This window comes from Marinobacter sp. (genome assembly GCF_048266785.1).
In the GTDB taxonomy this organism is placed as follows: Bacteria; Pseudomonadota; Gammaproteobacteria; order Pseudomonadales; family Oleiphilaceae; genus Marinobacter.
This window is the reverse complement of sequence record NZ_JBLWYX010000006.1, coordinates 51128-64710: the sequence shown is the minus strand read 5'-3', so window position 1 is coordinate 64710 and position 13583 is coordinate 51128. Positions and strand designations below refer to the sequence as shown.

Sequence of the window (13583 nt, the reverse complement as noted above, 5' to 3'; positions counted from 1 at the left end):
GCTGAACAACCCATGATGAAGCTCTCTCTGGGCCCGATTCTCTGGTTCTGGTCCAAACAAACGGTGTTTGATTTTTACGCCAACGCTGCCGAATGGCCGGTTGATACTGTGTACTTGGGAGAAACTGTCTGTTCCCGCCGTCGTGAACTGAAGCTGGCCGACTGGCTGGAGATTGCCAGTGTCCTCAAGGACGCCGGCAAGCAGGTGGTGCTCTCCACGCAAACGCTGATCGAATCAGAGGCAGATTTGCGGGCGCTGCGCAAAATCTGTAGCCAGCAGGAGTATCTGGTTGAAGCTAATGACCAGAGTGCCTTGCAGCTGGCCACTCAGAACAAGCTGCCGTTTGTGACGGGTCCTGGTATGAACATCTACAACAGTGCAACCTTGAAACTGCTGGCAAAACAGGGATTAAAGGGTTGGAGCCTGCCCGTTGAGTTGGGCCGCGATACACTGCGCCAACTGATCAATGAGCTAAAAGATGAGGGGCTTGATTTGCCGGCCGAGGTGTTTGCCTGGGGCTTTTTGCCGCTGGCCTGGTCGTCCCGTTGTTTTACCGCCCGACACTACAACCTGCCCAAAGACAACTGTGAGTTCCGCTGCCTGCAGCACCCGGATGGTATGGAGCTGCGCTCCCGTGAATCCCGGGAGCTGTTTCGCCTGAACGGCACTTCTACACTGTCTGGTTCTCGTTACGACCTGATGCGGGAAATACCGGATATGGAGAAAATGGGCGTGGCCACCGTGCGCCTGAGCCCAGAACATCAGGGTATGGATGAGGTGGTTCGCCGCTTTGACCAGATGCGCCGTGGAGAGATTCCAGCTACTGATCCATTGCGGCTGGTAGAGGCGCCGCCTTGCAACGGTTATTGGTATGGAAAGCCGGGGATGGATCTTGTGGTTGGCCAGGCTTAGGCGCGGCCAACCAGTCGCCTCTCCCAGTCCTCGACCTGCTGTGTTTCAAGGCGCCGTTTTACGAGCTCTTTGAGGTTGGGAGAAAGCTCGTTAATATCGGCCATTGAGGCAAGTGCGTTCAGGTTTAGAGTGTTTTCGTATAGCACAGACAACACCCTGCTCAGCGGCCAGTCCTCATGGGGGCGTTCCTTGAGCATGAGTTTGTCTTCCTTGCTAACCATGCCGGGCTGCAACACTCGGTAATACCACCCTGTTCCGAGGCTGTTTTGCATTCGCCGGGACATATCCGGTATGCCAAAGCGCAGGTTCAATCGCCAGCATGGCTGGCGGGGTTGGGACACCTGAAGGATGGCCTCCCCAAGCTTAAAAGTATCGCCGGCACACACGTCGGTTTCGGTAAACCCTTCGGTCACCAGGTTTTCACCAAAGGCACCCGGCTGGCAATGCCCAGAGGCTGGCTCAGGAAATTCGCGTCGTAACCGGGCATAGTGGTCTGAGGCAAAGTGATGTAAGGCTTTTTCCGGACCGCCATGGTGGCGCTTGTCACCGTGTTGGTCATCGTTCAGGCCATTTACACCCAGATAGGCCGAGTCGATTTCCCGCTTGTATATACCGGTGAGGGTTTCGGTACCCGCAAGCTTTGTCAGGCTTCCGATTCTGAGTTGCCTGATAACAATGCCGCTAGCCATCTAAAACCTCCGAAGCCTCTATGTCGAGAAAACGATCACCAGATTGACATCATGGCACCGGTTCCCAAAATCAGCGAGCCACCTACTTCAGCCACGATCAGGGCAATCATAAAGCCGTGAACAATCCAAGAGGGTAATGTTATGGCCCCCAAACGGTGTGGCTTGCGTAGCTGGTTGCTGGTATCCCGCAGTAAGCCATGAACGATATAGGTAGCAATAGCCAAGCCAAAAAAGCCCAGTGCACATACTACGCCCAGAGTATTCAGCCAATCCGGGTACACGCTATAACTTGCAAACCAACCCAATAGAACGGCGGCAAAGCTGTACATGAGGGAACTGCGGTGGGCAATATCCACGTACCGTGGCGCCGACGCTTTCGGGCTGTTTGCCACGCACCAGTATTTCCAGATGCCGGTTAATAGTCCTGTCATAAAAAAAACAAAGGCAGCGGTAAGGCAGAGTTTTTCAGCCAGTGCCATTACATGGGTTCCTTCCACTTCATCCATTCATTCATTTTATTTATCCGCATTGTCTTCTGTTTAGATGATCTCACGCTCTGAACTTGGTTCAGTTTGCCTTTAACTGGTGATGTACGGCAATGCCAGCTCCAACTCCATGGAAGCCAAGTGGGGCTAAAGCTGGAAATGGTGGAAAACTGTACTTTGGAAGTGCGGGGTAAGATATAAGATGTATTGCAAGTATAGCTACACTGATCTTTAATGAACAGACTCTTGGGCAGGAGTTCCGGGTTGCATAAAAACAAGGGGCTTCGGCCAAGCGGTATTACGCGATGAACTTTTACGGAGACCAAAACAATGAACAAAGTGCTGGTGTTACTTGCTGTTTTTGCCCTTACATTTCCTCTGGCGGTTCAAGCTGAGAAAAATACAGGCTCAGATGTTTGGCTACCCACGCTGGTTGCCGAAACGCCTCAGGAAGGGTTTGAGTTGGCAATCAAACTTGCGCGAATGGGGGTTAAAAGTACGCAGTCAAATAAAGAAGTTCTGTTCCGTGAGCGTGAAAAATATTCACAGGACGGGGAAGCGTTGATCCATGCCTCTGAAGTGATCGCCGCATACTTTCAAACCGTTGCCGCTGCAAACAACTACTGGAAATAGTCAGGATAGTGGCGGCTATCCAGGCCGCCACGTTTGTCAGCAGCCAGGCAGTTGCTAGGCTCGTCAGAAGAAGAGCAGTTGGCGGATATTGAGATTCCACTCCAGACTGTCCAGCAGGTTTTTTAATCCAAGCCCCAGTTCGGTATCTCCTTCAAGAACCAGGCGCCGCTGGAAAAAGAGCTGGTCAGGATCTTGCTGTCGTTCGGCGAGGGTTTTGAAAGAAGAGAGGGAGCCTCGAATGGTGGCTTCCCCTGGGCCTTCCAATACCCGGAGCCGCCCCGCCCAAAAGCCGAAGGTGATCCCCGGCTGCCCCCCGTTTAACTCCAGCCGGATCCGGCGCCCCTCAAACTCGTCAAATTCACCATCGGCAATGGCGGCTGCAAAGATCCGGTTCAGGGGCTCCTCAGCCACGAGCTGTTTTATGGGGATGGGAACAGCGCGATCTACAGCGCCGAACAAAGGAGACGGTGAGGGCAAATATTCAGAAAGCAGCGCCAGAGTGTCGCTGATCAAGGGGTTAGTGCGCAACGGGAAGGCAGCAAGCGATGGCAGGGCCATAATCAACTCCGGGCAGTGAATTCGGTCTGCCCAGAGTAATCAAAACCGGCGGTACTTGATTTGATATAGCTCAGCCCTTGTGCAGACCTTCTTCCACCGCCCACACGGCGACTTCTACACGGGAGCGCAGGCTGAGCTTTTTGAGCAGGTGCTTTACATGCACTTTTACCGTGCCGTCGCTGATATCCAGCTTGCGACCGATCATTTTGTTGGAAAGGCCTTCTGCGATAAGCCGTAGGATATCTTTTTCCCGCGGTGTCAGGCTGTCGAAATCCGGTCGTGATGCCTGCTGCGGCTTGTTGGAACGCAGTGCCTCTGCAAGTAACGTGGTCAGCCGTTCACTGATGACCATCTTGCCCACCGCTGCCTGGTGTAGCTGGGCGATCATGTCTTCCGGTTCCATATCTTTCAGCAGGTAGCCGTCAGCGCCGGCGCGCAGAGCGGCGACTACGTCGTCTTCCTGGTCAGAAACAGTGAACATCACGATACGTGAGCTTACGTTCAGTTCCCGCAGTTTTTTCAGGGCATCAATGCCGCTGACTTCCGGCATATTGAGATCCATCAGGATGAGGTCTGGTTCAAGCTCGGTCGCCAGCTGAATTCCGTCTGTCGCGTTACTGGCCTCGCCAGCCACAACCATGTCACTCTCCATCTCGATGAGTTGTTTGATACCTTGACGCAGCAGAGGGTGGTCGTCGATCAGCAATATGCTTGCAGGTGTATCAGACGGTCTATCAGGCATGGTACTTCGCTTCCTTTGTCTACGTGTTCGATGTTTCGGTTGGAATCAGGTGCCGGCTCTTGGGGACGAACGTCAGAACAACTTCAACGCCGCCTTCCGCGTGATTTTGCACGGCAAGCTGGCCGCCCAATGTGCGTGCGCGATCTTGCATGATAATCAGCCCGTAATGATTGACCGGTTGGCCACCTTCGGGCAGGCCTTTGCCATTATCCCGTATTTTTGCCTTTACTTGGGGGGAGTCAAACACTATCTCTACGAAAATTTCGGTGGCATCAGCATGTTTGACTGCGTTGGCAAGGCCTTCCCTTATGATCTGAAGCGTGTGAATCTCCTCGTTGGGCGATAGCGCCTGGTGCGGCATGTTGTACTTAAGCCCCACGGACTTACCCAGCCGTTCGGAAAATTCCTCAATGGTTTTGCGCAGCGCCGTAGCCAGGTCTGGGGTATCCAGTTTCAGTCTGAAAGTCGCCAGCAACTCCCGGAGTTGACGGTAGGCGCTGTTCAATCCGGTGCTCAGCTCTTCCAGTATCGCGTCGTGAGCGATTTTCTGATCACCCTCAATGTTCAGCCGGCGCATACGGGCTACCTGCATTTTCAGGTAAGAAAGTGACTGGGCCAGGGAGTCATGCAATTCCCGGGCGATCACCGTGCGCTCTTCGGCCAGCGTAAGCTGCTGCTGTTCGGTAATCTGCCGTTCGAGGAAAATAGCAGTAGCCAATTGGTCGCTCAGTGTCTCCAGCAGACGGCGAGCCGTTTTAGAAAGCCCTTTATCGGCAGGGTACCACACCTCCAGAGTGCCAAGGAGCCCGCTCGGGGTCCGAATGGGCAGCAGTAGCCTTCGCCCGTCGTGCTCTTCTATGGGAAGCTCGTCGTAGATTTCAGGTGTTACCAGGCAGGCGTTGCAGTGGTGGTCACGGCAGTAAAAGGGACGCTCTGTCGAGGCCGTTGTAACCGCCTGCACGGGTTCTGCTGATTCTTTATCGTGAAGGTAAAGCCGAATTGGTCCAATGCCCAGGAGCTGTTCCAGCTCCTGCAACATTGGGACTGCACCATCACACAAGTCATGATTGGCAAACAGGTTGCGGCTGGAAGCGTGGAGCAATTGAAGGGCCGCATGGCTCTCTTCCAGCTCCTCGGTTTTGCTGCGAGCGCGCTCTTCAAGCTCGTTGTACGTGAGTGCCAGTTCGCTGCTCATCTGGTCAAACGCGCTGCCCAGCTGTGCCAGTTCGTCACTTCCCTGCAGGTTCGCCTTACGTGAAAAATCCTGTTCGCCAACGGCTATGGCAATACTGACCAGTTTACGCAGCGGCTTGAGGACCCGGTTTCTCAGATCAACGAACAGGGCAATGATGATCAGTATGGAGAAAACCAGGCTGATGATCTGGATAAGGTGTAGCAGGCCGATTCGTGCTTCAGTTCGTCGTTCGAGCATGCTGACGAGCTGGTTTACCGAGTTTACGTAGTTTTCTGTGGCCGCAAGCATGTTGGCGCTGACGGGCGCACCCTGTGGATGATTCTCCAGGCCGGGGCGCAGGGTCTGCTCCCAATAGGCTGTGATGGCGCGGTACTGGTTTGTCAGCGGGTGATCGGTTGAACCGGGGATTGCCCCGGTAATCAAGCTGTCCTTCAGGCTGGCTTCATAGTCGTCTGCCAGGCTCCTGATATTGCCCCCCGGGGTATGGTTGTCCCTCGGGCCTGCAGCATGAGCCAGCAATCGGAACGCGCCCATACGCAGGGCGCCCGCCAGATTAATGGCGGTGGCGTTCCCTTCAATGCTTTTCGAAACCGCAAGGGTCGTAGCCATGCTGACAAGGGATGTCAGCACAACCGCACAAACTACGATAGCAATCCTGTTAACAAGGGGGCTTCTGGATTTCATTGCATCTCGTCTTTGCAGTCGCCGGGTTCGAATACCTCCTTGAGGATAGTCAATTACCCCAATGGTTGGTATCCCATCATAGTCTTTGACCTGCGGCAGGGCAAAAGCTGACACTGAAAATTGGTGTTAAAACGGACCACAAAGGCATTAACGGATGAAGTCAGAAGCGGATCAGGAGGATGAGCGGCTGGCATCGCTTGCTGTGGTCCTGCCGCTTGCTGTAACAGGATTTATTATCGCAGCCGGCAGTTGGACGCTTTTTGCTGTGGCCGGAATACACCTTCGCGCCGAGCTCAGTCTCAGCAATCTGCAGTTCGGTTTGCTGCTTGCCATGCCCATGGCAGTCAGCGCCCTGTTGGCCGTGCCAGCCGGGCTCGCCGCCCGGAAATTTGGCGCCCGGCGCATTATGCTTGTTTGCCTTGCTGGGCTTGCCGTCTGCATGGTGATTTTGCTGACGACGGATACTTTCTCCGGCTATCTTCTGGCGGCGGGTGGCCTCGGGTTAGCCGGTGGGTTTTACAGCGCTGGAATGCAGTTTGTGACCAGTAACTGCCAGCACCAGCGGCTTGGCCTTGTGCTTGGTGTGTTTGGCGCAGGCGTTACCGGCGCCGGGTTTACCTACTATCTTGTTCCGCTGTTTCATGAAGCCTTCTCCTGGCACGGCGTTCCGCTTGCCTACCTGATTGTGCTCCTGCTTGTGCTTGCACTTCTGTTGCTACTCACGGATCCGGAAGATGCCATTGCGGATCCCGAAACCGAAACCGAAACCGAAACCGAAACCGAAACCGAAACCGAAACCGAAACCTCTGTCAAAGTAATGTTTGCGGGTTTCAGGCGTCAGGGCATATGGCAACTGGGTGCCTACTTCGGTGTGATTGCAGGAAGTTTTTTTGCCCTCGCGCTGTGGCTTCCGGATTATCTTTCCTCGCAGTTCGAACTGCAGGTGCAATCCGGCGCCAGGCTTGCGCAATGGTTCATTATCCCGGGCGCTTTGGCGCAGATTCTGGGAGGGGGCTTATCTGATCGTTATGGCAGCCCCAGAGTCATCGGCCGGTCGCTCTCTGTCGGCCTGGTGGCCCTGGTGGTGCTGTCGTACCCGCCCATGACGTTGTTTATTCGAGGTGTGGAAACAACCATCAAGGTCGAATTCGCGTTGCCTATGAACGTTGAAAGTATCTTCGTGGTGGTACTCGGAATGGCGCTTGGGTGTGCCATGGGTAGCCTGCAGAGAATGGTGATTATTGAGAGCCGCCAGAATGCAGCGTTTGTTGCCGGGCTGCTGCTGGTCAGCGCCTGTTCTGTGGCTTTCCTGTTGCCGGTTATCTTCGGCGCTGTGAACCACTGGCTGGGTGTCCGCAGTGCCGTGTTCATGATTCTGTTTCTACTGCTTTGTATCTGCCAGTTCATGTTTGGCCGCTTCAGTCGCCGCCACGAGCGCCAGACTCTTCTCCAGCCGGGGATATAGGCTCTGTACCCCCTCGGTGGTAGAAGCCGGTTATGTGGTAGTAACCACGCAGATTTCAGGGTTGTTCTCCCACACAATGGTCTCAATTCGGGAAAAGCGATCCTGCAGACGGGTTGATGGAGAGAGAGACCATGAGTCATTTGATCGATAAGCTGAGCTACTTCAGCAAAAAGCGCGAATCGTTCGCGAACGGCCACGGCGAAACCCACGATGTGAATCGTGACTGGGAAGACAGCTACCGCCAGCGTTGGCAGCACGATAAAATCGTGCGTTCCACCCATGGCGTGAACTGCACCGGCTCCTGCAGCTGGAAGATCTACGTCAAAAATGGCCTGGTCACCTGGGAAACCCAGCAAACCGACTACCCCCGTACTCGCCCGGATCTGCCTAACCATGAACCCCGTGGCTGCCCTCGAGGCGCCAGCTATTCCTGGTACATGTACAGCGCCAACCGTCTGAAATACCCGCTAATGCGTAAGCATCTCATGCAGCTTTGGCGCGCCGCCCGCATCCAGTTCAATGATCCGGTAGATGCCTGGGCTTCCATTGTGGAAGACCCGAAGAAAACTGCAGAGTACAAACCCCGCCGTGGTATGGGCGGTTTTGTGCGTTCAGACTGGAACGAAGTCAACGAGCTGATTGGTGCGGCTAACGTTTATACCGCCAAAAAGCACGGCCCGGATCGCATCATTGGTTTCTCGCCAATCCCTGCAATGTCCATGATTTCTTACGCCTCTGGCAGCCGCTATCTTTCACTGATCGGCGGCGTTTGCCTGAGTTTTTACGATTGGTATTGCGATTTGCCGCCGGCGTCACCGCAAGTCTGGGGTGAGCAAACCGACGTTCCTGAATCTGCAGATTGGTACAACTCGGGCTATATCATTGCCTGGGGCTCCAACGTTCCACAAACCCGTACTCCGGACGCGCACTTCTTTACCGAAGTGCGCTATAAAGGCACCAAGACCGTTGCCATTACTCCGGATTACGCCGAAGTTTCCAAACTGTCAGACGAATGGCTGAACCCCAAGCAGGGTACGGATGCGGCTCTGGGCATGGCCATGGGTCATGTCATTCTCAAAGAATTCCACATCGACAACCCCAGCGAATATTTCACCGACTACGTGCGTCGCTATACCGACATGCCGTATCTGGTGAAGCTCGACAAAATGGAAGATGGCCGTTATGTACCCGGCCGTTTCCTGCGCGCCAGCGATCTGGTGGGCGGACTGGGTGAAGAGAACAACCCGGAATGGAAAACCATTGCCATTGATGAAACCAGCAATCAGCTGACCGCGCCCAACGGCTCTATCGGCTATCGCTGGGGTGAAAAAGGCAAGTGGAACCTGAAGCAGACTGCAAAAACTGAAGACGTGAATCTGCAGCTGTCGATGGTTGAGAAACACGATGAAGTGGTCGATGTTGCCTTCCCTTATTTTGGTGGCATTAAACACGAGCACTTCAAGTCGGTTGAAATCAGCGACACTCTGACTCATAAGCTTGGAAGCCGTAAAATAGAACTAGCCGACGGCGGCGAAGCCCTCGTGGTTACCGTTTATGACCTGATGATGGCCAACTACGGCATCAGCCGCGGCCTGGGCGATGATGACAGCGCAACTTCCTACGATCAGGTCAAACCTTATACTCCGGCCTGGCAGGAGAAAATTACCGGCGTGCCCGCCGAAAAAGTAATTCGCATAGCCCGTGAGTTTGGTGAGAACGCCCACAAAACCAAGGGTCGTTCGATGATCATCGTTGGTGCCGGTATGAACCACTGGTACCACATGGACATGAACTACCGCGCACTGATCAACATGTTGGTTATGTGTGGATGTATCGGCCAAAGCGGTGGTGGCTGGGCCCACTACGTTGGCCAGGAAAAGCTGCGTCCGCAAACTGGCTGGCAGCCTCTGGCATTTGGTCTGGATTGGCAGCGTCCACCGCGTCAGATGAACGGCACGTCGTTCTTTTACGCCCACTCAGGGCAGTGGCGTTACGAGAAGCTGGATGTCAGCGAAATCCTGTCGCCCCTGGCCGACAAATCCAAGTTTGGTGGCAGCCTGATCGATTACAACGTGCGCGCCGAGCGCATGGGCTGGTTGCCATCCGCACCACAGCTTAACCGCAACCCGTTGGGTATTGCTGCGGAAGCTGAAAAAGCCGGAATGGACGTGCCTGCCTACGTAACCCAGTCCATGAAGGACGGCTCGCTTGCATTTGCTGCAGAAGATCCGGAAGCCCCGGAGAACCACCCGCGCAATATGTTCATCTGGCGTTCCAACCTGCTGGGCTCTTCCGGTAAAGGGCATGAGTACATGCTCAAGTACCTGTTGGGCACCACCAGCGGTCTGCAGGGCAAGGACCTGGGTCACAACGACGGTGTTAAGCCGAAGGAAGTGAAGTGGCACGACGAGGCGCCGGAAGGCAAGCTCGACCTGCTGGTGACTCTGGACTTCCGTATGTCTACCACCTGCCTGTATTCAGACATCGTTCTGCCGACCGCTACCTGGTACGAGAAGAACGACCTGAACACGTCAGACATGCACCCGTTCATTCACCCGCTGACTGCCGCTACCGACCCGGCGTGGGAATCCCGCAGTGACTGGGAAATCTACAAAGGCATCGCCAAATCCTTCTCGAAGGCGGCCGAAGGCCACCTGGGTGTCGAGAAAGACGTAGTTACCATGCCGCTGATGCACGATGCGGCGGCCGAGCTTGGCCAGCCGTTCGACGTGAAAGACTGGAAAAAAGGTGAGTGTGAGCTGGTTCCGGGCAAAACAGCGCCGAACTTCATAACAGTGGAGCGCGATTACCCGAATACCTACGCCCGCTTTACCTCTCTTGGGCCGCTGATGGACAAGCTGGGTAACGGTGGCAAGGGCATCAACTGGAATACTGAAGATGAAGTCAAGTTCCTGGGTGACCTGAACTACAAGCACATCGACGGCGCCAACGCAGGCCGGCCGAAAATTGAAAGTGCGATTGATGCAGCAGAAGTGATTCTGACTCTGGCGCCGGAAACTAACGGCCACGTAGCGGTGAAAGCCTGGGCTGCGCTGTCGGAGTTCACCGGGCTGGATCACAGCCATCTTGCGGTGGGTAAAGAGCACGAAGCGATTCGCTTCCGCGACATCGTCGCGCAGCCGCGCAAGATCATCTCCAGCCCCACCTGGTCTGGCCTGGAAGACGATCACGTGTCTTACAACGCCGGCTACACCAACGTGCACGAGCTGATTCCATGGCGCACGCTGACCGGTCGCCAGCAATTCTATATGGACCACGAGTGGATGCGTGCTTTCGGTGAAAGCCTGCTGGTGTATCGCCCGCCGATCAACACCAAAGCGGCAGCGCCGCTGCTGAACGCCAAGCCAAACGGCAACCCTGAAAAGGCACTGAACTTCCTCACGCCGCACCAGAAGTGGGGTATCCACAGCACCTACAGCGACAATCTGCTGATGCTGACCCTGTCTCGCGGCGGCCCCATTGTGTGGCTGAGTGAAGACGACGCCCGCGATGTTGGAGTGGAAGATAACGACTGGGTAGAAGTGTTCAACGCCAACGGCGCCATTTCGGCGCGGGCCGTGGTCAGCCAGCGGGTTATGCCGGGCATGATGATGATGTACCACGCTCAGGAACGGATTGTGAACATTCCCGGCTCGGAGATTACCGGTAGCCGTGGTGGCATTCACAACTCGGTTACCCGGGTATGCCCGAAGCCCACTCATATGATTGGTGGCTACGCGCAGTTCTCCTACGGCTTTAACTATTACGGAACCGTGGGTTCCAACCGCGACGAGTTTGTGGTGGTGCGCAAAATGAAGAACGTTGACTGGCTTGATGGCGAGGGCAACGACACTGTTCAGGAGGCTGTAAAATGAAGATCCGTTCCCAAGTAGGCATGGTGCTGAACCTGGACAAGTGCATCGGTTGCCATACCTGTTCAGTGACCTGTAAAAACGTATGGACCAGTCGCGAAGGCATGGAATACGCCTGGTTCAACAACGTCGAAACCAAGCCCGGTATTGGCTACCCCAAAGAGTGGGAAAACCAGGATAAATGGAAAGGCGGCTGGATGCGCGATGCCAGCGGCAAAATCCGCCCCCGCATTGGTGGCAGGTTCCGCGTGTTGGCGAACATCTTCGCCAACCCGGATCTGCCGGAAATTGACGACTATTACGAGCCGTTCGATTTCGATTACCAGCATCTGCACACCGCAGGCGACAGCAAGCACCAGCCGGTTGCACGGCCGCGTTCGCTGATCTCCGGCAAGCGTATGCAGAAAATCGAGTGGGGCCCGAACTGGGAAGAGATTCTGGGTACCGAGTTTGCCAAGCGTCGCAAGGACAAAAACTTCGATCAGATTCAGGCCGATATTTACGGCCAGTTCGAAAGCACGTTCATGATGTATCTGCCGCGACTGTGCGAGCACTGTCTGAATCCCACTTGTGTGGCGAGCTGCCCGAGCGGCGCTATCTACAAGCGGGAAGAAGATGGCATCGTGCTGATCGACCAGGACAAGTGTCGCGGCTGGCGGATGTGTGTATCCGGCTGCCCGTACAAGAAGATCTACTTCAACTGGAAAACCGGGAAATCTGAAAAGTGCATCTTCTGCTATCCGCGCATTGAAGCCGGTATGCCGACAGTGTGCTCCGAGACCTGCGTAGGCCGTATCCGTTACCTGGGCGTGCTGCTTTACGATGCCGACCGCATCGAAGAAGTCGCCAGCACTCCGGGTGAGCATGAGCTGTACGAGAAGCAGCTTGAGATCTTCCTCGACCCGAACGACCCGAAGGTCATTGAGCAGGCAACGAAAGATGGCGTGCCGATGAACGTTATCGAGGCTGCGCAGCGGAGCCCGGTGTACAAGATGGCGGTGGACTGGAAGCTGGCGCTGCCTCTGCACCCGGAATACCGTACGCTGCCCATGGTGTGGTACGTGCCGCCTTTGAGCCCGATTCAGTCGGCGGCGGAATCCGGCAAGGTTGAGTTCGACGGCGTGCTGCCGAAGATCGAAAGCCTGCGCATTCCGGTGAAATATCTGGCGAATCTGCTCACTGCAGGGGACGAGAAGCCGATCGTGCGTGCGCTCAAACGTATTATGGCCATGCGTCTATACAAGCGTGCAGAAACCGTAGACGGCGTTGAAGACCTGCGGGCACTGGAAGAAGCCGGTTTGACCAAGGCTCAGGCCGATGAAATGTACCGCTATCTGGCCATAGCCAATTACGAGGATCGCTTCGTGATTCCTACCAGCCATCGTGAGCTGGCGAAGGAGGCCTTCCCGGATGCCCATGGTGAACGCGGTGGTTGCGGCTTCAGCTTCGGCGACGGTTGCAGCGGTGGTGACAGCGAATTCAGCATGTTTGGTGGTCGTAAAAACACCTCCACCATGGTGCAGAAGCTGACCACGGTAAAGCAGATCGACCCGAAACAGCTACAGGAATAAAGAGGCCACTATGAAACTTTTAAAAGTACTGGCACGGATCCTGGAATATCCGTCCGCGGAGCTTCAGGCCTCCAAAGACGCCATGGTTGCGGTTGTCCTTGAGGACAGCCGGCTGCCACGGAAAAACAAGGAGCAACTGCTCCAGTGTATCGAGCGACTGTGCGACGGTGAGCTGTTGGATCTTGAAGAGATCTACACAGGTACCTTCGACAAGGGGCGCGCTACATCTCTGCTGTTATTCGAGCACGTGCACGGTGAATCCCGTGATCGTGGCCAGGCGATGGTTGATCTGATGGAGCAGTATCGCGCCAACGGTTTGGAAATCGACGCCAAAGAGCTACCGGATTACCTCCCGCTGTTTCTGGAGTATTTGTCTACGCGGCCCTGGGAAGAAATCAGGAACTGGCTGGAAGACATTCACCACATTCTTGGCTTGTTGGGTGAGCGGTTGTACCAGCGCGAGAGCTTTTACCATGTAGCGATGGACTCCCTGCTGGAGCTGTCTGGCAGGAAAACGGGTCGCCAGGAACTGGCCCAGATCGTAGCCTCGGAAGAGCGCGATGATACGCCAGAGGCGCTGGACAAGGTCTGGGAAGAGGAGATGGTGAAGTTTGTGGATGATCAGGGCAGCTCCTGCAACACCGGTGGCGTTGTTGGCCAGCGCCGCCGCGAGATGGAGCAGACCCAGACTATTCACCTCAGTGATCATCTGATGACGGATGTAACGCCCGCTCAGGCGCGTGCCGCCGCGAGAGACGCCTGACGGCGCAGGAGGAG

General features: G+C 55.3%; 11 protein-coding genes. 6 read left to right on the top strand and 5 right to left on the bottom strand.

Annotation, left to right across the window (positions count from 1 at the left end):
- Positions 1 to 12 precede the first annotated feature (12 nt).
- Positions 13 to 912, top strand: a complete 900-nt coding sequence (locus tag ACN0V1_RS10640; RefSeq protein ID WP_417544975.1) for a U32 family peptidase — start codon at positions 13 to 15, stop codon at positions 910 to 912.
- Here ACN0V1_RS10640 and ACN0V1_RS10635 read toward each other — a convergent pair.
- Positions 909 to 1601: an MOSC domain-containing protein gene (locus ACN0V1_RS10635; RefSeq protein WP_417544974.1), complete on the bottom strand. Its 693-nt coding sequence runs from the start codon at positions 1599 to 1601 to the stop codon at positions 909 to 911. The two genes, ACN0V1_RS10640 and ACN0V1_RS10635, sit on opposite strands and share 4 nt — an antisense overlap.
- 35 nt (positions 1602 to 1636) lie before the next feature.
- Positions 1637 to 2080 (bottom strand): hypothetical protein, encoded by a 444-nt coding sequence (locus ACN0V1_RS10630; RefSeq protein ID WP_417544973.1) that lies wholly within the window; start codon positions 2078 to 2080, stop codon positions 1637 to 1639.
- A 336-nt stretch (positions 2081 to 2416) separates the two neighbouring features.
- Here ACN0V1_RS10630 and ACN0V1_RS10625 point away from each other — a divergent pair, with 336 nt between their 5' ends.
- Positions 2417 to 2719, top strand: coding sequence for a hexameric tyrosine-coordinated heme protein (locus ACN0V1_RS10625; RefSeq protein ID WP_417544972.1), 303 nt, complete (start codon positions 2417 to 2419; stop codon positions 2717 to 2719).
- A 63-nt stretch (positions 2720 to 2782) separates the two neighbouring features.
- On the opposite strand, the gene ubiT is transcribed toward ACN0V1_RS10625, so the two are convergent.
- The 3 genes from ubiT to ACN0V1_RS10610 form a co-directional block, all read right to left on the bottom strand.
- Positions 2783 to 3277, bottom strand: coding sequence for a ubiquinone anaerobic biosynthesis accessory factor UbiT (ubiT, locus tag ACN0V1_RS10620; protein ID WP_417544971.1), 495 nt, complete (start codon positions 3275 to 3277; stop codon positions 2783 to 2785).
- 70 nt (positions 3278 to 3347) lie between these two features.
- On the bottom strand, positions 3348 to 4019 hold the full coding sequence (gene narL / locus ACN0V1_RS10615; protein WP_417544970.1) for a two-component system response regulator NarL: 672 nt from the start codon (positions 4017 to 4019) through the stop codon (positions 3348 to 3350).
- Between the two features lie 19 nt (positions 4020 to 4038).
- Positions 4039 to 5898, bottom strand: a complete 1860-nt coding sequence (locus ACN0V1_RS10610; RefSeq protein WP_417544969.1) for a histidine kinase — start codon at positions 5896 to 5898, stop codon at positions 4039 to 4041.
- Positions 5899 to 6052: 154 nt separating this feature from the next.
- On the opposite strand from ACN0V1_RS10610, the gene ACN0V1_RS10605 reads away from it, so the two are divergent.
- The 4 genes from ACN0V1_RS10605 (at position 6053) to narJ (ending at position 13569) form a co-directional block, all read left to right on the top strand.
- Entirely contained in the window at positions 6053 to 7363 is a 1311-nt protein-coding gene (locus ACN0V1_RS10605) for an MFS transporter (RefSeq protein WP_417544968.1), read from the top strand.
- A 131-nt stretch (positions 7364 to 7494) separates the two neighbouring features.
- On the top strand, positions 7495 to 11238 hold the full coding sequence (locus ACN0V1_RS10600) for a nitrate reductase subunit alpha (protein WP_417544967.1): 3744 nt from the start codon (positions 7495 to 7497) through the stop codon (positions 11236 to 11238).
- Positions 11235 to 12806, top strand: coding sequence for a nitrate reductase subunit beta (gene narH / locus ACN0V1_RS10595; RefSeq protein ID WP_417544966.1), 1572 nt, complete (start codon positions 11235 to 11237; stop codon positions 12804 to 12806). Before ACN0V1_RS10600 ends, narH begins: the two co-directional genes overlap by 4 nt.
- 10 nt (positions 12807 to 12816) lie before the next feature.
- Entirely contained in the window at positions 12817 to 13569 is a 753-nt protein-coding gene (narJ, locus tag ACN0V1_RS10590) for a nitrate reductase molybdenum cofactor assembly chaperone (RefSeq protein ID WP_417544965.1), read from the top strand.
- Positions 13570 to 13583 lie beyond the last annotated feature (14 nt).